Origin of the sequence: Metabacillus sp. Hm71 (genome assembly GCF_051842955.2) — a bacterium.
GTDB lineage: Bacteria > Bacillota > Bacilli > Bacillales > Bacillaceae > Metabacillus.
Genome location: NZ_CM200278.1, coordinates 3019510 through 3040529, shown reverse-complemented (window position 1 = coordinate 3040529; position 21020 = coordinate 3019510). Strand labels below are relative to the sequence as shown.

General features: G+C 38.5%; 22 protein-coding genes and 2 riboswitches. Of the genes, 21 read left to right on the top strand and 1 reads right to left on the bottom strand.

Features of this window, described 5'->3' with window-relative positions; translation table 11 throughout:
• The first annotated feature begins 105 nt into the window (after positions 1-105).
• The 19 genes from ACSVDH_RS14760 to ACSVDH_RS14670 all read left to right on the top strand — a co-directional run bounded on the left by ACSVDH_RS14760 (position 106) and on the right by ACSVDH_RS14670 (position 18410).
• Entirely contained in the window at positions 106-1329 is a 1224-nt protein-coding gene (locus ACSVDH_RS14760) for an MFS transporter (protein WP_439251952.1), read from the top strand.
• Between the two features lie 209 nt (positions 1330-1538).
• Positions 1539-1734, top strand: a riboswitch (cobalamin riboswitch).
• Between the two features lie 165 nt (positions 1735-1899).
• Positions 1900-2088, top strand: a riboswitch (cobalamin riboswitch).
• 271 nt (positions 2089-2359) lie between these two features.
• The gene (locus ACSVDH_RS14755; RefSeq protein WP_439251953.1) at positions 2360-2743 is read left to right on the top strand and encodes a (2Fe-2S) ferredoxin domain-containing protein; all 384 of its coding nucleotides are present in this window, start codon (positions 2360-2362) and stop codon (positions 2741-2743) included.
• 12 nt (positions 2744-2755) lie between these two features.
• A complete protein-coding gene (gene cobJ / locus ACSVDH_RS14750; protein WP_439251954.1) occupies positions 2756-4402 on the top strand; it encodes a precorrin-3B C(17)-methyltransferase in 1647 nt (548 codons plus the stop codon).
• A 19-nt stretch (positions 4403-4421) separates the two neighbouring features.
• Positions 4422-5318 carry a sirohydrochlorin chelatase gene (locus tag ACSVDH_RS14745; RefSeq protein ID WP_439251955.1) on the top strand — a complete coding sequence of 299 codons (897 nt, stop codon included), beginning with the start codon at positions 4422-4424 and terminating at the stop codon, positions 5316-5318.
• Positions 5315-6097, top strand: coding sequence for a precorrin-6A reductase (gene cobK, locus ACSVDH_RS14740; RefSeq protein WP_299091597.1), 783 nt, complete (start codon positions 5315-5317; stop codon positions 6095-6097). The genes ACSVDH_RS14745 and cobK overlap by 4 nt, the downstream gene beginning before the upstream one ends.
• Before the next feature lie 183 nt (positions 6098-6280).
• Positions 6281-6928, top strand: coding sequence for a precorrin-8X methylmutase (locus ACSVDH_RS14735; RefSeq protein ID WP_439251956.1), 648 nt, complete (start codon positions 6281-6283; stop codon positions 6926-6928).
• Positions 6929-6931: 3 nt separating this feature from the next.
• The gene (locus tag ACSVDH_RS14730; RefSeq protein ID WP_439251957.1) at positions 6932-8050 is read left to right on the top strand and encodes a cobalt-precorrin-5B (C(1))-methyltransferase; all 1119 of its coding nucleotides are present in this window, start codon (positions 6932-6934) and stop codon (positions 8048-8050) included.
• Positions 8034-9245 (top strand): precorrin-6y C5,15-methyltransferase (decarboxylating) subunit CbiE, encoded by a 1212-nt coding sequence (gene cbiE / locus ACSVDH_RS14725; RefSeq protein WP_439251958.1) that lies wholly within the window; start codon positions 8034-8036, stop codon positions 9243-9245. Before ACSVDH_RS14730 ends, cbiE begins: the two co-directional genes overlap by 17 nt.
• A 4-nt stretch (positions 9246-9249) precedes the next feature.
• Positions 9250-9951: a precorrin-2 C(20)-methyltransferase gene (cobI, locus tag ACSVDH_RS14720; protein WP_439251959.1), complete on the top strand. Its 702-nt coding sequence runs from the start codon at positions 9250-9252 to the stop codon at positions 9949-9951.
• Positions 9951-10724 carry a precorrin-4 C(11)-methyltransferase gene (gene cobM, locus ACSVDH_RS14715; RefSeq protein ID WP_439251960.1) on the top strand — a complete coding sequence of 258 codons (774 nt, stop codon included), beginning with the start codon at positions 9951-9953 and terminating at the stop codon, positions 10722-10724. Before cobI ends, cobM begins: the two co-directional genes overlap by 1 nt.
• The gene (locus ACSVDH_RS14710) at positions 10721-11845 is read left to right on the top strand and encodes a cobalt-precorrin 5A hydrolase (protein WP_439251961.1); all 1125 of its coding nucleotides are present in this window, start codon (positions 10721-10723) and stop codon (positions 11843-11845) included. The genes cobM and ACSVDH_RS14710 overlap by 4 nt, the downstream gene beginning before the upstream one ends.
• A gap of 15 nt (positions 11846-11860) precedes the next feature.
• Entirely contained in the window at positions 11861-13234 is a 1374-nt protein-coding gene (locus ACSVDH_RS14705; protein ID WP_439251962.1) for a cobyrinic acid a,c-diamide synthase CobB, read from the top strand.
• 72 nt (positions 13235-13306) lie between these two features.
• The gene (gene cobA, locus ACSVDH_RS14700) at positions 13307-14101 is read left to right on the top strand and encodes a uroporphyrinogen-III C-methyltransferase (protein ID WP_439251963.1); all 795 of its coding nucleotides are present in this window, start codon (positions 13307-13309) and stop codon (positions 14099-14101) included.
• Positions 14085-14654 (top strand): nitroreductase family protein, encoded by a 570-nt coding sequence (locus ACSVDH_RS14695; RefSeq protein ID WP_439251964.1) that lies wholly within the window; start codon positions 14085-14087, stop codon positions 14652-14654. The genes cobA and ACSVDH_RS14695 overlap by 17 nt, the downstream gene beginning before the upstream one ends.
• A 262-nt stretch (positions 14655-14916) precedes the next feature.
• Positions 14917-15561 carry a 5,6-dimethylbenzimidazole synthase gene (bluB, locus tag ACSVDH_RS14690; protein WP_299091625.1) on the top strand — a complete coding sequence of 215 codons (645 nt, stop codon included), beginning with the start codon at positions 14917-14919 and terminating at the stop codon, positions 15559-15561.
• 151 nt (positions 15562-15712) lie between these two features.
• Positions 15713-16471: an energy-coupling factor ABC transporter permease gene (locus ACSVDH_RS14685; protein WP_439251965.1), complete on the top strand. Its 759-nt coding sequence runs from the start codon at positions 15713-15715 to the stop codon at positions 16469-16471.
• 2 nt (positions 16472-16473) lie between these two features.
• Complete coding sequence (locus ACSVDH_RS14680; RefSeq protein WP_299091627.1) at positions 16474-16752, top strand: energy-coupling factor ABC transporter substrate-binding protein; 279 nt, start codon at positions 16474-16476, stop codon at positions 16750-16752.
• 9 nt (positions 16753-16761) lie between these two features.
• Positions 16762-17538: a cobalt ECF transporter T component CbiQ gene (cbiQ, locus tag ACSVDH_RS14675; RefSeq protein ID WP_439251966.1), complete on the top strand. Its 777-nt coding sequence runs from the start codon at positions 16762-16764 to the stop codon at positions 17536-17538.
• 26 nt (positions 17539-17564) lie between these two features.
• A complete protein-coding gene (locus ACSVDH_RS14670) occupies positions 17565-18410 on the top strand; it encodes an energy-coupling factor ABC transporter ATP-binding protein (RefSeq protein ID WP_439251967.1) in 846 nt (281 codons plus the stop codon).
• 65 nt (positions 18411-18475) lie between these two features.
• Here ACSVDH_RS14670 and ACSVDH_RS14665 read toward each other — a convergent pair whose 3' ends face one another.
• Entirely contained in the window at positions 18476-19099 is a 624-nt protein-coding gene (locus ACSVDH_RS14665; protein WP_439251968.1) for a LysE family translocator, read from the bottom strand.
• Positions 19100-19251: 152 nt separating this feature from the next.
• Between ACSVDH_RS14665 and ACSVDH_RS14660 the strand changes: the two genes are divergently transcribed.
• Together ACSVDH_RS14660 and ACSVDH_RS14655 are read left to right on the top strand one after the other, a co-directional pair.
• A complete protein-coding gene (locus ACSVDH_RS14660) occupies positions 19252-19797 on the top strand; it encodes a helix-turn-helix domain-containing protein (protein WP_439251969.1) in 546 nt (181 codons plus the stop codon).
• Positions 19798-20029: 232 nt separating this feature from the next.
• On the top strand, positions 20030-20998 hold the full coding sequence (locus tag ACSVDH_RS14655; RefSeq protein ID WP_439251970.1) for a P1 family peptidase: 969 nt from the start codon (positions 20030-20032) through the stop codon (positions 20996-20998).
• Positions 20999-21020 lie beyond the last annotated feature (22 nt).

The following is a 21020-nucleotide window of genomic DNA, read 5'->3' as shown; positions in this document are numbered from 1 at the left end:
ATAAGTTCAATTACAAAGGAGGGATCTCAAGATGGAAGCAGCTTTATTAAAATGGATTTCAAAGTTTTGAACTAGACTACAAACGAATGAAAGGTGAGGTTTCATATGACAACATTTCTATTAATCATCATTTATTTGGCTTTTATCAGCTTAGGATTACCTGATTCATTGCTGGGGGCAGCGTGGCCGGTGATGCAATCGGACTATGGGGCTCCACTCAAGACTGCTGGATTCCTTTTTATGACAATTGCAGGTGGGACAATTATCTCCAGTTTAGCCAGCGGAAAGATTCTTAAACGGTTCGGCACTGGCAACGTCACATTTGTCAGCGTCCTAATGACTGCAGCTGCATTGCTGGGATTTCACTTTGCTCCTTCAATCATTTGGTTAATTATTTGTGCCATCCCACTCGGATTAGGGGCAGGAGCTGTTGATGCAGGATTAAACGATTATGTTGCTACACATTATAAGGCACATCATATGAGTTGGTTACATTGTTTTTGGGGAGTGGGAGCTACTTTAGGTCCTATCATAATGGCTCAGTTTATTTCAGAGGGAAATTCTTGGAGAAATGGGTATTTTGTTATTTCTGGCGTTCAGTTTGCGTTAGTTGTAATTCTTCTCTTCACTTTGCCTTTATGGAACAGAGTGACCAAAAACAGCAATCTTACTCTAACTGAAGAAACCGAAGATTCAAAAGATGTAATAAATGCTGAAGATGTAAAACCTTTACAAATTAAAGGAGTTAAACTTGCTCTTGCATCCTTCTTGTTTTATTGCGGGGTTGAAGCAACAATGGGCCTTTGGGGAAGCAGCTTCTTGGTAAATGTCAAAGGATTAAGTGCGGCAACTGCAGCCGGGTGGGTTTCCTTTTATTACGCAGGCATAACAATTGGTCGATTTATAACAGGCTTTATTACCTTTAAAATGACGAACCGTACTCTTATTCAGCTCGGACAAATAATAGCATTAATTGGTGCCGTTATTCTAATTTTACCATTGCCGTCCATTTTCTCACTTATAGGTTTTATTATTGTTGGACTAGGATTAGCGCCGATATTTCCGTGTATGTTGCATGAAACGCCAACACGTTTTGGGAAAAAACATTCTCAGACAATCATGGGCTATCAAATGGCAATTGCTTATACTGGCACTACATTCATGCCTCCTCTTCTAGGTTTCATAGCAACTCATTCAACAATAGGAATCTTCCCATTTTGTATTGTTGCTTTTGTAGCAGCAATGCTCCTTAGTTCTGAAAAATTAAATAGTTTACTGACAAAAAAGGCTGAATTCAAAAAGAAAGATGCAAGCTCAGCAGCACTTTAATCAAATACGGGGTTAAATTTATCAGGCTTCGTTTTTAGTTTTATCATAAAGGACAAAACTCTTTAAATTTACTAATCATCTATTGATATTATTTTAATTGCTTATGACGAAAAAGAAGCGGCCATGTAAATTTTGTCTTATTCACCAATAATATGTTGAAATATCTTAAATAACACTTTATTATATAAACTATCGAATTTAATAAATCTAACAAAGCAATAAATTAAGATGCCAAGTTGGCTTAATAGGGAATCTGGTGAAATTCCGGAACTGTCCCCGCAACTGTAAGTGTTGACGAAATAAGTTATACCACTGTATAACCATCTTAATTAGGTGGTTATATGGGAAGGGCTTAAAGTAGATTGAAACACAAGTCAGGAGACCTGTCTTAGTTTATAAATTTCAGTTTCTTCGGGAGGTGAGAAGGTGAAATGATTGCAACCAAATAGATTTTTTTGGTATGCCTTCATTTTACTTTTCTCCGCTCAGTTGAACCTGAGCGTTTTTTTTTTGAAAAATTAAAGTGGACATATTATTCATAGCAATCAAATACATTTAAGATGAACAATTAAATATTTTAAAAGATTAGGTGTACTTCAACCTTTTGTTGAACATAAGAGGGAAGTCGGTGAAATTCCGACACGGTACCCGCCACTGTAATGGTGAGCTTTATTACAAAATAGTCACTGATTTATATTGGGAAGACGTAATAAAGCAATGAACCTTAGTCAGGAGACCTGCCTTTTCTTTTTAACTGATACCTACGGGGATATAGGTGGATGTGTATTAGAAAATGCTATATTCATAGCATTATTTTTTAGTGCACCTCTATCTATATAGGGGTGCACTTTTATTTAGTTTTTAAGTTTTGGAAAGTTTTCTGTTCATTTTCTTTTGTAAGGTGTTCACTTATCTTGGTAAGTCTCTTTGGTGGATTTGAGGTCAAACTTTTTTTGAGCTGATTCAGAAACTTTTTACTTCTTTAAACAGTTAATAAAGTCTAAATATTTAATAGATTGGAAGTGTTCAGATGACGACTTGGAATTTAACCGAAACAATGCATCACGTTTTAATATGCAACGGAAGCAGCTGTATGAGAAAAGGTGGCGAGGAAGTTACACAGGCAATAAGAGAAGAGATTACAGCCTTAGATTTGGACAATAGAATTCATACAACTCGAACGAGATGTAACGGAAGATGTAAAGATGCTTGTGTAGTTGTAGTCTATCCAGAAGGAGTATGGTACAAAGCTGGTACTCCTGAATTAGCAAAAGAAATTGTCCAAGGGCATCTGATTGATGGAAAAGTCATAGAAGATAGTGTGATTTACACATATGAACATGAGCATTTTGTAGCACCTGAACATTCAAAGTCGATTGTCGGTATAGATAAACCACAAAAAAGCAAAGTGTAAGGAGGAAATGCATTGTTAGGAAAGTTACTTGTTATCGGTTTTGGCCCAGGAAGCTTTGAGCATATGACGAAAAGGGCTCAAGATGCCATACAAGAGAGCGATTGTATTATTGGTTACAAAACCTACGTAGAATTGATTAAAGATTTATTAATAGATCAAGAGATTATTAGTACAGGGATGTCTGAAGAAGTGAGCCGTGCCCAAGCAGCCGTTCATCTAGCAGAAGAAGGAAAAACGGTAGCAGTTATTTCGAGCGGAGATGCTGGGGTATATGGAATGGCTGGACTTGTATACGAGGTGCTGATTGAAAAAGGCTGGAAAGAAGCAACAGGTGTTAGTGTTGAAGTCATTCCAGGTGTTTCAGCTATTAACTCCTGCGCTTCCTTGTTAGGGGCACCGATTATGCATGATGCTTGTACGATAAGCTTAAGTGATCATTTAACCCCATGGGATTTAATCGAAAAAAGGATAGATGCAGCGGCACAAGCTGATTTTGTTATCACCCTTTACAATCCTAAGAGCGGAAGGCGTACAAGACAAATTCAAGAAGCACAACGAATTCTCTTAAACTACAGATCACCCGCGACTCCGGTTGGTCTTGTAAAAAGTGCATACCGTGATCGACAACATATTGTCATCACAGATCTTAAACATATGCTAGATCACGACATCGGCATGCTTACAACTGTTGTTATCGGTAATTCAACAACTTTTTTATATGACAATAAAATAATCACGCCTCGTGGTTATCAACGAAAATATACATTGAATTCAACTGAGCAACGATTAAAGCCTCATGAACGACTTAGACACGAAAACGAGCCTTGGGCGCTCCATAAAGGGAAAAATGATATGGTACAGCATCCCGAAAAATGTAAAGAAAAAAACCCTGAGAGAAGCTCATTACAAATCGCTCTAGAGGCACTTCAAAAAGTGGAGAAAAATTTCGACAAATCCACGAACAATAAGCAAATGCAACAAAAACAAGTGGTAGTTAATAACCCTATTACATCCATTTTTGAATTAGCTGTAAGCCCTGGAATTGCCAATAAAAAGTTTACTTCAAAGCAAATGATGATACTTGCAGAGGTTGTTGGAGACGAAGGCTCAATGGAGTATACACCACACCATCAAATCATACTTAGAATTCCAACAAGTAATCCTGACTTAATCACAAAGAAACTAGATGATGTTGGATTTCTATTAGAACCTATCGGTGATGTGTTTCAACTAAAAGCATGTGATTTTTGTGAGGGTGAAAAAAAGGATTCGATTCCATATGCTGAAGAGCTTCATGAAAAACTAAGCGGTCTTGATTTGCCAAAAGAATTAAAGGTAGGATTTAACGGCTGTGGTATGGCATGTTTTGGAGCTGTTAATGAAGACATTGGCATTATCTTTCGAAAAGGGAAATTTGATTTATTTTTAGGTGCGAAAACAGTTGGGAGAACCGCTCATCCAGGTCAGCCTGTTGCAGAAGGAATTGAACCAGAGAAAATTGTCGAAGTAATCGAAAAAATTGTCCATGAATACAAAGAAAAAGGCCATCCAAATGAGCGATTTTTTAAATACTTTAAGCGAGTAGGAAATGTACAAGGCTATACATATAAAGACATGGCACCAAAGATAGAAATAGAACCAGCTCCATGTGGAGATTAAAAGGATAGGGGAGAATCATATGAAAGCCATTTTACTAGTTGGTCATGGAAGTCGAGATCCAGAAGGAAACGAGCAGGTAAGACAAACAATTGAAGAACTAAAGCCACAGCTTGATTCAGAGCTTTTAGTGGAAACCTGTTTTCTAGAGTTTGAAAGACCAGCCATTGACCAAGGTATTCATACATGTGTAGAAAAAGGAGCAACAAGTGTTTATGTTATCCCTCTCATGCTTCTTGCAGCAGGTCATTCAAAAATTCATATTCCAGCAGCTATTGATGAGGCAAAGGAAAAATATCCTCATGTTTCATTTACCTATGGAAGACCGTTTGGCATTCATGAAGAAACAATAGAAATTTGCAAAAGCCGCTTAGAAGATGTTGGCGAACAAATAAATGAAGAGGATCCTAATACGGCTGTCATCTTATTAGGTCGAGGTGGAAGTGATCCTGATGCGAACAGTGATTTGTATAAAATCACTCGACTATTATGGGAAAAACTCAACTACAAATTCGTAGAACCTGCTTTTATGGGGGTAACAGATCCATTAGTTAAAGAAGGCGTTGAACGCTGTGTTAAATTAGGTGCAAAGAAAATTGTCATCTTACCTTATTTTCTTTTTACGGGAATCTTAATCAAACGTCTTGAAAACATGATTTTAGAGTTTGAGCAAGAGCACCGAGATGTTGAGTTTAAACTTGCAGGCTATTTTGGCTTTCATTCACGACTGAAGACCATCATAAAAGATCGTATAGAAGAGGCATTACAAGGTGAAGTAAAAATGAACTGTGACACATGTGTTTATCGAATTGGAGCAATGGAGCATATTGATCATCACCACCATCATCACGATCACGACCATGATCATGTACATCATCATCACCACCATCATCATGAACATGAGGTTCAAAAAGGATGATTCTCTTTTTAGCTGGTACAAGTGATGCTAGAGCTTTAGCGCTAACAATAAAAGATTCAGGTTATGAGGTCCTCACAACAGTTGTAACAGAAAATGCCGGAAAAGAAATGAAAAAGACAGGATTAAATGTTTTGGTCGGAAGACTAACGAATGAGGATTTTGTGAAAATCATCCAAGAACAAGGCTTTAAAGCAGTGGTTGATGCAAGTCACCCTTTCGCTGAAGAAGCAAGCAAAAATGCTCTTTTAAGTGCGAAAGAAGCAGGTGTTCCTTATATCCGATATGAACGTGAGTCAAAGTTATATGAACATAAGGGAATTACAACGGTTGACACTTATGAAGATGCGGCAGAAGCAGCTGCTGAAAGAAGAGGAGTTATTATGCTCACAACAGGCAGCAAGACATTAGAAATATTCACGAGTCGATTGTTAAACCAACCAGATACCAGAGTGATTGCTCGAATGCTTCCAAGAAAGGACAATATGGAAAAATGCGAAAAGCTCGGTTTTCCTCAAAAAAATATTGTCGCCATTCAGGGTCCCTTCTCTAAGGAATTTAACTCTGCCTTATACAAGCAGTACGGAGTGACAACGATGATCACAAAAGAAAGCGGGAAGGCAGGCTCTGTTGATGAGAAATTGGAAGCTGCGCTCGAGCTTGGCATTGAAACGATCATGATTAAAAGACCGAAGATTCAATACGGAAATGTATATTCAGATTTTCAAAGTGTACTTGCTCATATTAATGGGTTATTTAAAACAAAAACTGTTGAAGGATGATTGGAACTGATATGCGCCTCATGTGGATGAGGTGGGACAGGTGAGACCTCCTCTGGCATAGCGCCAAGGATGCTCACCGCCCGCTTACGGAAAGCGAGCTTCCTAGAGTGGATATCAATATTCCGCAATAATGCTTAAATAGAAACCAAAAAAGCTTATACAAATGAAATGGAGGAATAGAAAATGGACTTTAAAACAGAATTTAAACCACTAACTGTCCAACCTCAAGAAATTGAGGGTATCAGCTTTAACATGATTGATTCAGAGTTTGGTGAACATAGTTATACACCAGAACAGTATAAAGTTGTTCAACGTGTTGTTCACGCTTCTGCTGATTTTGAATTAGGTCATAGTATGCTGTTCCATGACAAAGCTGTTCAAGCGGGAATCGAAGCTATCCGTAAAGGCGAACAGGTATATGCTGATGTTCAAATGATTTTAGGCGGCGTAAGCAAAGGAAGAATTGAAAAGCATGGGGGAGGTGTCCATGTTTTTATTTCAGATCCCGACGTTATGGAAGAAGCAAAACGCTTAAATACGACACGAGCCATTATTTCTGTCAGAAAAGCAATTAAACAATTTGATGGTGGTATCTATGCCATTGGTAATGCACCAACGGCTCTACTTGAATTGATTCGGTTAATTAAGGAAGAGGAGGCAAAGCCAAGTTTAGTGATTGGTTTACCGGTCGGATTTGTATCAGCACCAGAATCAAAGGAAGAATTAGCAAAATTAGATGTCCCATTCATTACGAATGTAGGCAGAAAAGGCGGTAGTACGGTAACGGTTGCTGCATTAAATGCAATCTCTTTATTAGCTGATAAGGATTAACCAATGGACGGAAAAGAAAAAAAGAAGGACAAAAAGGAAATGCGTACCGGCTATACAACTGGTGCATGTGCTACAGCAACAACAAAGGCAGCTCTAATGGCACTTATTACGGGTGAACCCCAAACGGAAAGTACGATCTTTCTACCAGTTGGAAAATTTGCAACATTTGAAATGAAGAGCTGTGTGATTGACAGTGAATATGCTGAAGCGGAAACAATTAAGGATGCTGGTGATGATCCAGATGCTACCCATGGAGCTCTGATTAAATCAACTGTTTCATGGAGTGATAAGCCCGGTATAACACTTGATGGGGGAATTGGGGTAGGACGTGTAACAAAGGAAGGGCTTCCGGTTCCCGTTGGGGAAGCAGCGATTAATCCAGTGCCACGAAAAATGATTCTTGAAACGGCCGAAGAAGTTCTTACATCACACAATATATCCAGAGGTATTACCATCATCATTTCCGTCCCTGATGGGGAAAAATTGGCAGAAAAAACATTAAATAAACGTCTCGGGATTATTGGCGGTATTTCCATTTTAGGAACAAGAGGAACCGTCATTCCATTTTCAACCTCGGCTTACATGGCAAGTATTGTTCAAGCAATTAGTGTAGCAAGAGCAAGTCAATGTGAGCATGTCGTAATTACAACTGGTGGACGAAGTGAGAAATACGCTATCCAGCAATATCCGGAGCTTCCCGAAGAAGCTTTTATCGAAATGGGCGACTTTGTTGGTTTTACACTAAAACAATGCAAAAAGCAAGGGATTAAAAAAGTCTCTCTCGTTGGTATGATGGGGAAATTTTCAAAGGTCGCGCAAGGGGTCATGATGGTTCATTCCAAAAGTGCTCCTGTCGATTTCAATTTTCTTGCAAGAGTAGCAGTTGAAGCAGGGGTAACCGATGATGAACTTCTTGAAACGATTAAACAAGCTAATACCGCATCCCAAGTTGGCGATTTAATGGTAGAGAACGGGTTCAACAACTTTTTCACCCTTCTATGTACCTATTGTTGCTTATCAGGGTTAAAGGAAGTAAATGGTGGTATATCGATTGAAACAAGCTTGTACACAATGAAGGGTACATTGCTTGGAAAGGCAGGGAAGCATGAAGGAAACAATTAAGGTGATTGGAATAGGAGATGATGGTAAGAAGAGTCTTCTTCCAGTCTATGAAAAGTGGATTTATGAGAGTGAAATACTAGTAGGTGGAGAGAGACAACTATCTTTCTTTCAAGATTATTGTGGTGAGAAGGTAGTCATAAAAGGCGGACTTTCCTCACTCGTTACGTTTCTAGAAAAAGAGGAGGAACGAAACATTGTTGTCCTCGCATCAGGAGACCCATTATTTTATGGAATTGGCAGCTATCTTGCTAAAAGACTAAATGTAGAGATTTATCCTTACTTAAGTTCCTTGCAGCAAGCTTTTGCAAAAATGAATGAAAGCTGGCAAGACGCATACATCGTTAGTGTACACGGAAGAAACATGAAAGGACTTGCTCAACGTATTAATGGCAGAGAAAAAGTAGCTCTTCTTACGGATACTGAAAACAGTCCTTCGGTTATTGCCCGTTATTTACGGTCATTTTTCATGAATGAATATAAAGCATTTGTTGCTGAAAATCTAGGTGGTGACAATGAACGATATGCTTTCTACGAATTAGAGGAAATGGAACATTTAGAGTTTTCACCTTTAAACATTGTTATTTTAAAAAAGATAACAGATAGCAAAACATGGTCATTCGGAATCGATGATGAAGAATTTCATCAAAGAAAGCCTGAAAAAGGACTGCTAACGAAAAAAGAGATCCGAACTCTTAGTCTAAGTGAAATGAAGTTAAATCAAAAAAGTATTGTTTGGGATATAGGTACGTGTACCGGTTCAGTAGCTATTGAGGCTTGCTTAATCGCCAATGAGGGGCAAGTCTATGCAATTGAAAAAAATGATCATGATTTAGAAAATTGTCGTCTAAACATGCAGAAATTTAGAACAGATTTTACCGTCGTTCAAGGGAAAGCTCCTGATAAATTAGATGAATTTCCAGATCCCGATGCTATCTTTATCGGTGGAACAGCAGGAGGGGTGGAGGAAATTTTATCCGTTTGTTGCTCTCGTTTAAGAAAAAACGGAAGAATCGTTTTAAATGCCATCACGATCGAGAATTTATCACAAGCTGTTGAGGCCTTTAAACGAAACGGTTTTGAAGTAAGCATTACCCTCGCACAAGTGTCGAGAAGCAAGCCAATTTTAAACCTTACTCGATTTGATGCTTTGAATCCAATTTATATTATCGCTGCTTACCGTAAGGAGGGAGAATAAAAGAATGGTAGGAACATTATACGGATTAGGTGTAGGACCAGGAGATCCTGAGCTTTTAACAGTAAAAGCTTTTCGTAAATTAAAAGAAGCTCCTGTCATAGCCTATCCGAAAAAGAGAAAGGGCAGTAAAAGCTACGCCCAACGAATTATTGATGTTTACATAACACCAGGCGAAAAAGAAATGTTAGGGCTCGTCTTTCCAATGACAAAGGACCCCGTCATCCTTGAACGAGAGTGGTCCAACACGGTCGAGCTTGTTTGGGAGAAGCTGAAAACTGGAAAGGATGTAGCGTTTGTAACAGAAGGTGATCCACTTCTTTACAGTACCTTTATCCACATGATGAATCTTGTAAAAGAGCGCTACCCAGAAGTGAACATTCAAACAGTTCCTGGGATTTCATCTATAAATGGAGCAGCATCAAGACTTGGTATTGCTTTGGCTGAAGGTGATGATCACGTTGCCATCATTCCTGCACGAAATGATTATGAAACAATGAAAAAAGCAATTGTAGAAAATGACTGTGTCATCTTTATCAAAGTGGCTAAAGTCATGGATCTTATGCTACGTATTCTTCGTGAGTTAAATTTAGTCGAAAAAGCATCTGTTGTGACAAAAGTAACGTCTGATGAAGAAATCATCTGGGATATCAGTGAATTAGACCGGTCAGAACTCGAATATTTGACATTAATGGTGGTGAGAAAATAGTGAAGATTACAATCATAGGAGCTGGCCCTGGAGATCCCGATTTAATTACCGTAAAAGGCTTAAAGCTTCTTCGGGAGGCGGACGTCGTATTATATGCTGATTCATTAGTTAGCACGGAGCTTATTGAACGGGCAAAACCAGATGCAGAAGTCATAAAAACAGCTGGCATGCATTTAGAGGAAATGGTCGAAGTAATGGTTGATCGAGTACAAGCAGGTAAAAAGGTCGTTCGCGTTCATACTGGAGACCCGGCTGTATACGGGGCCATTATGGAACAGATCGCCATCTTAAATAAAAAAGACATTTCAGTTGAAATTATTCCTGGTGTTAGCTCTGTTTTTGCATCCGCAGCTGCCTTAGGGGCAGAACTAACAATTCCGGACCTGACGCAAACCGTTATTCTCACTCGTGCCGAGGGAAGAACACCTGTTCCGGAAGCAGAGAAATTAAAAGATCTTGCTAAACATAACTGTACGATCGCTTTATTTTTAAGTGCCACACTGACAAAAAAAATAGTAAAAGAGTTTCTGGATGCGGGCTGGAGTAAGGATACTCCTGTTGGTGTTGTGTACAAAGCATCATGGCCTGATCAAAAAATTGTAAGATCAACACTTGAACATCTTGATGAAGATATGCGCAAGAACGGTATTCGTAAACAAGCCATGATCTTAGCTGGGTGGGCACTTGACAAGGATATTCATCAAAAGGAGTTTAAATCAAAGCTTTACGATAAGACTTTCACTCATGGCTATCGAAAAGGAGTGAAAGAATGACACTTGTTTTAGAAGAAGGAAAAAACGTCGAACTAAAACAAACTGGTACATATGCCATTGTCGCGATCACAAAGCATGGTGTAGTGCTAGCTCGAAATCTTCATGCAAATTTCCATCAAACCGACTTGTTTTACATGAGCAAGTTTGAAAAGGGCGATGAGGTTGAACGAAACATTACCCTTTTTGAAGGAAATGTCCGTATGCTGCTTCCAACTCTTTTTAAAAAGTATAAAGGCATCATTATGATTATTTCGTTAGGTGCCGTCGTACGCATGATCGCACCAATTTTAAAAGATAAAAAAACAGATCCAGCTGTTGTTGTCATTGATGATAAAGGACAGCATGTGATAAGTGTTTTATCTGGCCACTTAGGTGGAGCGAATGAACTTACAAGGGAAGTAGCTGAATTACTTCACGCAACTCCGGTTATTACAACTGCATCAGATGTACAAAAAACAATCCCTGTTGATTTATTTGGCAGCCGATTTGGTTGGGTGTGGGAAAGTGCAGAAAAGTTAACACCAGTTAGTGCTTCTGTTGTAAATGAAGAGCACGTCGCCATTATCCAAGAGTCGGGTGAAAAGAACTGGTGGATGCATGATAAAGCATTACCTGAGAATCTAAAAATCTATCAAACAATTGAAGATGCAATTGATGCAAAGCCTAAGGCAGCACTAGTTGTCACACATCGACATTTAACAGATAAGGAGAAAGTGATCCTCCAAAACGGTGTGCTTTACCGACCAAAAGTCATTGTACTAGGGATCGGTTGTAATAGAGGAACATCTAGTGAAGAAATTGAGCAAGTCATTCATACCACATTAGAGGAATTACAATTTTCCGTTAAAAGTGTTAAAGCGATTTGTTCCATCGATTTAAAAAAAGACGAAGCAGGAATTATTGAGGTTGCTCAAAAACATCAATGGGAGTTCAGCTGCTACACTGCTGAAGAGTTGAATTCTATACAAATTGAGCTTCCATCTGAAACGGTCTATAAATTTACAGGTGCTTATGGAGTAAGTGAGCCTGCTGCCCGCTTATACAGTGGAGCGCATACTCTTGCCCTCACAAAGAAAAAGTCAGGAAATGTAACGATATCTGTTGCCGTTATTCCTTATTAAAGAGGTGAATGTTAGGTGACTAATCGAAGAATCGTCATTGCCGGCACCGGCAGTGGTGTTGGAAAAACAACCTTAACCATTGGATTAATGTCAGCATTAAGAAAAAAAGGGTTAACGGTTCAAGGTTTTAAATGTGGACCGGATTATATTGATCCTTCTTATCATACAGCTGTGACAAGCCGTGTATCTAGGAATCTTGATAGCTGGATGCTTACAAAAGAGAATGTTCTCGATATCTTTACACGCGGGAGCGAAGGAGCCGATATCTCCATTATTGAAGGTGTAATGGGGTTTTATGATGGAAAAGATCCAAGAACAAATACAGGGAGTACAGCTGAAATTAGCATGATGATCGAAAGCCCTGTTTTACTTGTCGTGAACTGTGTAAGTATGGCTCGAAGCGCAGCTGCGATTGTAAAGGGATTTCAGGTGCTTTCAAAAGGCCCCAACATCGTTGGGGTCATTGCTAATAAAGTAGGAAGCGAAGGTCACTTTAATCTTGTTAAAACAGCAATTGAGCAAGAATGTGATGTACCTGTTATTGGTTATTTAAAGCGGGAAATGGATATTGAAATACCTGAAAGACATTTAGGACTTATTCCTTCTATAGAAAGAGGAGAATTAGATCCATTTTTTGATCATTTAGGTGACCTAATTTTAGAAACAGTAGATATCGATCAACTACTGAAACTATCACAAGCTGATCCAATTGTTACAAAGGTAAGCACTTCTTTATTTCAAAGGAAAAAGGAATCATCCATCAAAATTGCTGTAGCAAAAGATGCCGCCTTTAACTTCTATTACCCTGAAAATCTAGAAATGTTAGAGGCTTACGGGGCGGAGATTGTATATTTTTCACCCCTCGAGAATGATCCATTACCAGATAACATCGATGGCCTTTATATCGGTGGAGGATTTCCAGAAGAATTTGCCAAAGAGCTCTCCGATAATAATGACGCAAAGCTATCAATTAAACAAGCCATTGAGAAGGGCTTACCGACCCTTGCTGAATGTGGCGGATTTATGTATTTAACAGACTCTATTGAAACAACAGACCACATCCGCCATGAGATGGTAGGAATCATTTCAGGCGAAGTAAAGATGCACACGAAGAGAGTCGCGTTGGGCTATCGAGAAATTAAGGGCCGGAAGGGTAATTTTCTCATAAATGAGCAGCAAAAAGCAAAAGGACATGAATTTCATTATTCTACCTTTTCACCAAAAGAAGAAGTTCATCATGCTTACGAAACAAAAGGAATGAGAGGAACAAAGCTTGAAGGCTGCTTAAAGCACAATGTTGTGGCAGGGTATACTCACATTCATTTCGCCTCATGTCCGGAATTAGTGGAAAAGTGGATCGCGTACTGTAAAAAAATCAAAGAACATTGATGCTGATTGAAATGCCGACATTTCAATCAGCAGGGGATTCGAATAAGGAATAACGAGAAGAGAGGGATGTTTTTGACTAAAGGCAACGTTTATTTGGTAGGTGCTGGACCAGGGGACCCTAAATTAATTACCGTCTATGGCTTAGAATGTATCCAAAAAGCGGACGTCATTTTATACGATCGATTGGTCAATAAAGAATTATTAAACCATGCAAAATCGGAGACAGAGCTTATTTTTTGTGGAAAGCTTCCCGGAAAACACGAATTAATTCAAGAGCAAATCAATGCCCTTATGGTCGAAAAGGCACTTGAAGGCAAAATCATTACTCGTTTAAAAGGTGGAGATCCTTGTGTATTCGGTCGAGTTGGGGAAGAAGCGGAAGTCCTAGCTGAGCATGAGATAACATTTGAAATTGTTCCTGGGATTACATCAGGTATTGCCGCACCTGCATATGCGGGTATCACCGTCACACACCGAGATTACGCTTCATCATTTGCCATTGTAACAGGACATGGTCGTGCTGATAAACAACAAGATCACATTAATTGGTCTGCTCTTGCCCAAGGAATAGATACGATTGCCTTTTATATGGGTGTAGGAAATTTAGATTACATATGTAAAAAACTCATTGAGAATGGCAAAAGAGCAGAAACCCCAGTTGCCGTTATCAATTGGGGAACAACTGAAAAGCAAAAAACACTAATTGGGACATTAACGACAATTGAACAGCTAGTGAAACAAACTGGCCTTAAACACCCATCCATGATTATCGTAGGTGAAGTGGTGAACCTGCGTCAAAAGATACAATGGTTTGAAGAGATAAAATTAGATCATAAAAAGGAGGAAAAGCATGTCAATCATCAGTGAACTAGAAAGCCGTCGAGCGATACGTGACTACCGCGATCAAGAAGTAGAAGATGAAAAAATTAAACGCCTACTTGAGGTCGCAACTTGGGCGCCAAATGATCGAATGAGAGAGCCTTGGAGCTTCTATATCATAAAGGGAGAAGCTAAAAAACGATATGAAGCTCTAGCAAAAGCCTATTTAGAAGAACGATTTCCAACAAAACCAGATTTAGTGAACAGTTCAATAAAAGTTTTAACAAGTACACCTGTTCATATTGTTGTGACCTCAGATATTGTCCCTGGAGATGAAGAGGCAACAAGGGATAATGATTATGCTGTTTGCTGTGCCATTCATTCTATGTGGCTAGCAGCAAAGGAGTTAGAGCTGGGGTTTGTTTGGCGAACTAGAGGTGTAGGGCTTGTTCATGATGAACGTTTACATCAATTTATTGGCTCCCCAGAAAACAAGAAAGTCATTGGAAATATTTTTATCGGTTATCCTGATAAAGAATCACTTCAAAACATGAAACCATCAAAGCGAACGTCCTTTGAAGAAAAAACAACGTGGCTATAAACCATTTTCTAAGACAATGGCAAAGCATTTGAATGAAATAGGAAAAGCGCAAGGCGCTTAGCATTCGGCGACAAGCATAAGGCTAATAGGAATAGAAGGTGTTCTTTACCTTCAATTCCTATTTGACTAGACCCTAGAGCAGATGGCGCCTGGAGCTAGACACTAAAACTAAGTACAAAATTTTATACTTAAACTTTCAAAAAAACTCAATCGAACTCCTTTTTATCTAAGGCAAACGCTTGATTTAGGGGTGTTAAATTTCATGTTTTCTAATAAAGAAAGAGAAGCCATTTATAAGGTTATCGAGACGAGAAGAGATATTCGTAGTTTTAAAACAGATCCTGTTCCTATGGAGGCTGTTGATCGAATCCTGGCAGCAGCGCACCATGCTCCTTCGGTTGGGTTTATGCAACCATGGAACTTTATTTTAATTGAAGCAAATGAAGTAAAAGAGAAATTAGCTTGGGCTGCTGATAAAGAAAGAAGAGCACTATCTATTCATTACGAAAATGATGAGCGTGCATCCAAGTTTTTATCCCTAAAGATAGAAGGATTAAAAGAAGCACCCATTACTATTTGTGTAACATGTGATCCTACTAGAGGTGGTTCACATGTATTAGGACGAAATTCCATTCCAGAAACCGACATAATGTCAACAGCCTGCGCCATTCAAAATATGTGGTTAGCTTCTTGTGTGGAAGGGTTAGCAATGGGATGGGTCAGCTTTTATAAAAAATCTGATGTACGTGATATTTTAAGTATTCCACCACATATTGATCCTGTTGCTTTGATTTCAATAGGATACACAGATGTATATCCTAAAGCACCTCTTTTGGAAACAGCAAACTGGGAAAAAAGAAGGTCTCTTCAAAATTTAATTTTTAAAGACATGTGGGAAAATAAATAGTCAAAAGAAGCATTTAAAGGGACAGTCCCCACTACAAATAATGTCCATATTTCTGAGTGGGGACAGGCATTTAGAAGACATCCTCTATAAAAACATAGCTAGATGATAGATTTGATCATGGACATCTTTTTTAACTTTTGGAGGAATGAAAATGAAAAGAAAAGGGAAATGGGCTTTACTCATTACCGTGTTAGGTTTAACAGGTTACTTTTGGACAAATTCTTATGAAAAGGCCTACGCGATGCATATAATGGAAGGGTTTTTACCCTTCGGCTGGGCTGTATTTTGGTGGGTGATCACTCTGCCTTTTATTATCTTTGGATTAAGAAGCATACAAAATAAACTGAAGGAATATCCTGAAATGAAAACAATGCTCGGCCTTTCTGGAGCGTTTGCGTTTGTTTTATCCGCGTTAAAAATTCCTTCTGTGACAGGCAGTTGTTCACATCCAACTGGTGTTGGGTTAGGAACGATTTTATTCGGACCAACAGCGATGAGTGTACTTGGTACAATCGTTTTACTATTTCAATCTTTGTTATTAGCACATGGCGGTTTAACGACATTAGGAGCAAATGCTTTTTCAATGGCCGTTGTAGGCCCGTTTATTGCTTATGCTATCTTTAAAGTAGGTCGTAAATTAAATATGTCGTTTGCTGTTTCTGTTTTTCTAGCAGCAATGTTAGGAGATCTCGGTACATATATCATGACATCTATTCAGTTATCTCTTGCTTTTCCAGCCGAAGTAGGTGGTTTCTTCGCTTCCTTTGCCAAATTTGTAAGTATTTTCGGACTGACACAAATACCTTTGGCCATTAGTGAAGGCTTATTGACCGTTATCGTAATGAATTTACTTTTAAAATACAATCAATCTGAACTACATCTTATAAATAATGTGAAGGAGGCTAGCTAATCATGAAAAATATCGTCTTGTTTTTAATTGTTATTTTATTGGCGATCATTCCTCTTTTCCTCCAAGGTGATGCAGAATTTGGTGGGGCAGATGGTAAAGCAGAAGAAATGATCGGCGAATTGGCCCCTTCATATGAACCTTGGTTCAAGTCTATTTGGGAACCGCCAAGCGGTGAAATAGAAAGTTTAATATTCTCTTTACAAGCCGCTATTGGTGCTGCTTTTATTGGTTATGTTATTGGATTTGGCCGAGCTAGAAAAAAATACTCATCTAAGGAATAAGCCTGAACCATGCTGAAAATCGATGATTACGCCTATTCTAATAGATTGAAACATGTTCACCCAGTTGAAAAGGTTGGATTCGTTATGACCTTCTTAATGTTTACCATCATTACCAAAAATGTAGTTATAGCGATGATTACATTTTCCGTGATGAGTTTAAGCATCGTTTTTGCAGCCAAAATTCCATTCTCACAATATTTGAAGCTGTTACTATTGCCATCTATTTTTCTCTTTACAAGCATTGCTGCCATTTTAGTTTCAATTGCACCAGTATATCAAGTGAACGTTGACACGATATGGTTTTTTACTATCAAGTCATGGCAAATTTATATAAGTGTAGCAAATATAAATCAAGCCTACCAACTTTTGGTTACGATTATAGGTAGTGTAAGCTGCTTGTACTTTCTTATCTTAACAACACCATTACATCAATTGATATGGGTATTACGTAGACTGAAACTTCCAGTACTTTTTATTGAATTAGTTGGTCTAACATACCGGTTTATCTTTGTGTTGCTAAATAAAATGCACGAAATTCATTTGGCACAATCTAGTAGACTAGGTTACCAAAATCACCGATTGTGGATCTCATCGATCGCGCACCTAATTGTAAGTCTTTTTCTCAAATCGATCCAATCTGCCAAAGAATTGCAGATTGCCATTGATAGTCGGGGTGGGGATATGAAATTGTATGAGGTTGAACTTAGCTTGTCTTACAATCGATTTCGCTGTGCTGGAATTCTAGTCTCAATCATAGGTCTCTTCATCCTTACCTTAAACACATAAATCTATAATGGAAAGGAGGCCGACGTGTGACGTCTACATTTTTCACTTTTAAAAATGTTTCATATCAATATCCAGATGGAACAATAGCATTAAACGATATTACTTTTTCAATTGAACGAGGAAAGAAAATTGCCTTAATTGGAAACAACGGTGCGGGAAAGTCCACTTTATTTTTACTGCTTAATGGGATTTTGAAACCTTCTAGTGGAAGCATTACATTTAAAGGAAAAAAATTGTCTTACACTCGTAAAGAAATAAAGATGCTTCGTCAACAAGTTGGCATTGTATTTCAAAACCCCGACTCACAGCTTTTCTCTACAAGTGTGTATGAAGATATTAAATTTGGTCCTAAAAATTTAGGATTGTCAACTGAACAAATAAGCCAAATCGTTCAAGAAGTAATGGAACTAACAGAGACAGAGTCCTTAAAAGACAAGCCACCACATTTTCTTAGTATTGGTCAAAAAAAGAGGGTATCCATTGCAGGAATTATGGCCATGAATCCTGATTTAATGGTATTAGATGAACCGACAGCTGGGCTAGATCCGTATTACTCGCATAAGATAATGGAATTACTAGCTACATACCATCATGAAAACCGGACCGTTATTCTCTCAACTCATAATGTTGATCTTGCCTATGAATGGGCTGACGAAGTGATCGTCTTACATAACGGGGAAATTATTTCAAGAGGAGCTCCGTTTGACGTTTTTCAAGAGAAAGCAGCTATTAAGAAATACCATTTAGAGCAACCATGGGTAATAGAAGTCTACAATAAATTAATGGGAGTTTCAGGTATTTTAGAGTCAAAGTTACCGACATCAAAAAGAGAATTGTTTGAATTAATGGATGATATATTTCTAAATAAGTAAAGTGATCAAAGGGTAGGATATTTGAACAAAGTAGAAAAAACATTGGGTTCCCATCCCAATGTTTTTTAATGTGGTTTATCTAATGCTAACTTTATTCCAAAGCCAATTAAGACGAGACCTGTTGCTTTTTCCATGATCCCTTGTACTTTTGGAGACATTAGCCATTTACGTAAATAGTTTATGAAAAAGACGTAAAGAAAAAACCAAGTAATCGATAGAATCGTATAAATAATCCCCATTAAAATAAGCTGTCCTGTTGCATTTTCTCCTGCTTTTACAAATTGGGGTAAAAAGGTTAAGAAGAACATAGCCACCTTAGGATTAAGTATATTTGAAAAGAGACCTTGTTTAAACGCTGACTTTTTCATTTCTGAATAATTTAGATGTTCAACAGCAGATGCTTTCTTTTTATTCCTAGAGATTAATGAAGACATGCCCAGGTAAATCAAGTAAATGGCTCCTGCATATTTCACGATTTCAAATGCAACTGCAGACTGCATCAATATAGCTGAAAGCCCAAAAGCAGCTGCAAAGGTATGCACTAGAGAGCCAGTTGTTATACCCAAACCCATTTTATATCCATCTTTTCTTCCGTCTGAAATGGTCCTCTTTGTAATCAGTGCTGTGTCGATACCTGGACTCATGACAACAAATAATGAAAGGATTAAAAATGTAAAGAAATCATTCATTTTCTCCACTCCCTTAATGACTTGCAAAATGTCATCTGATAAAATATGATTTAACAAATATTAAATACAGTTTAACATGTGTAACACCATTTGTGTTTATTTTAAATTAATAAAATTAAATTATATTTAATTTTATCTTTACGAGGAGTATGGTGATGGAAATCAATATTGGCAAAAAAGTTGAGAAATACAGGAAAGCAAAAGGGTTGAGCAGTAGAGAATTAGCGAAAATAGCTGAAATAACCCCTTCCATGCTAAGTCAAATTGAACGAGGGTTGGCAAATCCTTCAATTCAAACTCTAAAGGTTTTAGCTAATGCGCTTGATGTTCCAACCTTTAGTTTTTTACTCGAAGAAACGAATACAGAAGATTTAGTTGTTAGGTCAAATGAACGTAAAAAAATGGTTGTTGAAAACCTTTCGTATGAGTTATTGTCACCCGATTTTACCGGCACATTGGCAACAGCGATTATGAATGTTCCTCCTAATACGTCTTCGTCAGAGAAACTTTTGGAACACAAAGGAGAAGAAGTTGCTTTTGTATTAAAGGGAAAAATTAAAGTGTACTTAAATGATGAAGAATACATATTAGAGGCTGGTGATAGTGTTAAAATACCAGCTTATATGAAACATAAATGGGAAAATCTTTTTAAGGAAGAGGCTGTCATCCTTTTTTCGGTGACTCCACCTGCTTTTTAGTATCAGAATGGTACTTTTTTAACTTAAGTGTAACTGAGAAGCCTTTTTTGCAACACTTTTACATTTTTTTCTTAAGAACGATTAATTAGTAAGAAAACATCAAAATCATTAAGATCTGCGAAACTGATGAAAAAACTTAAATAGGTAAATGTTAAAGTTATTCATAAAACCGATTCTTTATATGTAAAATTAAGTAAATAGCTTTGCGTCATACATTGAGGGGGATTCTAAATTGGAAACCAGAACAATTGTAGATGTACCAGGAATCGAAGTGGGACATGCCCAGAACGAAGCTGCACTAACTGACTGTACGGTTGTACTTGCTAAAGATGGTGCTGTGGGTGGGGTTGATGTGCGTGGTTCAGCCCCGGGGACCCGTGAAACAGATCTTCTTCATCCTGTAAACTTAGTTGATCGTGTACATGCAATTTGCTTAACTGGAGGAAGTGCATTTGGTCTTGCAGCTGCTGATGGCGTGATGAATTATTTAGAAGAGAAGCGAATCGGGCTAAATACAGGATTCGGAATTGTTCCCATTGTACCGGCTGCTGCGCTGTATGATTTGTCGCTTGGAGATTCTTCCGTGCGCCCGGATGCAAAAATGGGATTCGATGCGGTAAGTAAAGCTAGCAAGCATAAAGCAGAGGAAGGAAATGTGGGTGCAGGCTGCGGAGCGTCTGTCGGTAAACTATGTGGGTTTGACTGTGCGATGAAAAGCGGACTTGGAACAGCTTCGCGGATACTACAGAATGGGTTGATCATTGGAGCGATTGTAGCTGTAAACGCGGTAGGCGAAGTACGCGATCCGCTTACGAATGAAGTGCTGGCAGGTGTACGAGATGAGAACGGTGCCATCCGGAAAATCGAGCATTTCCTAATAAAGCAAGTATTTTCTCCAATTCCTACTGGTACGAATACGACCATCGCAGTAGTTGCAAGCAACGCGATCTTGACGAAGTCCCAGGTGAATAAAGTCGCTCAAATGAGCCATAATGGGTTAGCACGCACGATTTATCCGGTTCACACTATGAACGACGGGGATACGATATTTTCCTTGGCTACGGGAGAAGTCAAAGTCCCAGTTGATGTGGTTGGTACACTCAGTGCCGATGTTTTGACTGAAGCAATCGTCCGTGCGATACGGGCTGCCAGAGGTGCGGGTGGATTGCCAGCCTATAGTGATATAAAACAACAGGGGTAACGCAAAGTTAACCGTAAGCTAA

Bases quoted from the DNA above. Each gene is read 5' to 3' on its own strand.
- ACSVDH_RS14760 (WP_439251952.1), top strand. From the start codon at position 106: ATGACAACATTTCTATTAATCATCATTTATTTGGCTTTTATCAGCTTA.
- ACSVDH_RS14755 (WP_439251953.1), top strand. From the start codon at position 2,360: ATGACGACTTGGAATTTAACCGAAACAATGCATCACGTTTTAATATGC.
- ACSVDH_RS14745 (WP_439251955.1), top strand. From the start codon at position 4,422: ATGAAAGCCATTTTACTAGTTGGTCATGGAAGTCGAGATCCAGAAGGA.
- cobK (WP_299091597.1), top strand. From the start codon at position 5,315: ATGATTCTCTTTTTAGCTGGTACAAGTGATGCTAGAGCTTTAGCGCTA.
- ACSVDH_RS14735 (WP_439251956.1), top strand. From the start codon at position 6,281: ATGGACTTTAAAACAGAATTTAAACCACTAACTGTCCAACCTCAAGAA.
- ACSVDH_RS14730 (WP_439251957.1), top strand. From the start codon at position 6,932: ATGGACGGAAAAGAAAAAAAGAAGGACAAAAAGGAAATGCGTACCGGC.
- cbiE (WP_439251958.1), top strand. From the start codon at position 8,034: ATGAAGGAAACAATTAAGGTGATTGGAATAGGAGATGATGGTAAGAAG.
- cobI (WP_439251959.1), top strand. From the start codon at position 9,250: ATGGTAGGAACATTATACGGATTAGGTGTAGGACCAGGAGATCCTGAG.
- ACSVDH_RS14710 (WP_439251961.1), top strand. From the start codon at position 10,721: ATGACACTTGTTTTAGAAGAAGGAAAAAACGTCGAACTAAAACAAACT.
- ACSVDH_RS14695 (WP_439251964.1), top strand. From the start codon at position 14,085: ATGTCAATCATCAGTGAACTAGAAAGCCGTCGAGCGATACGTGACTAC.
- bluB (WP_299091625.1), top strand. From the start codon at position 14,917: ATGTTTTCTAATAAAGAAAGAGAAGCCATTTATAAGGTTATCGAGACG.
- ACSVDH_RS14685 (WP_439251965.1), top strand. From the start codon at position 15,713: ATGAAAAGAAAAGGGAAATGGGCTTTACTCATTACCGTGTTAGGTTTA.
- ACSVDH_RS14680 (WP_299091627.1), top strand. From the start codon at position 16,474: ATGAAAAATATCGTCTTGTTTTTAATTGTTATTTTATTGGCGATCATT.
- cbiQ (WP_439251966.1), top strand. From the start codon at position 16,762: ATGCTGAAAATCGATGATTACGCCTATTCTAATAGATTGAAACATGTT.
- ACSVDH_RS14665 (WP_439251968.1), bottom strand. From the start codon at position 19,099: ATGAATGATTTCTTTACATTTTTAATCCTTTCATTATTTGTTGTCATG.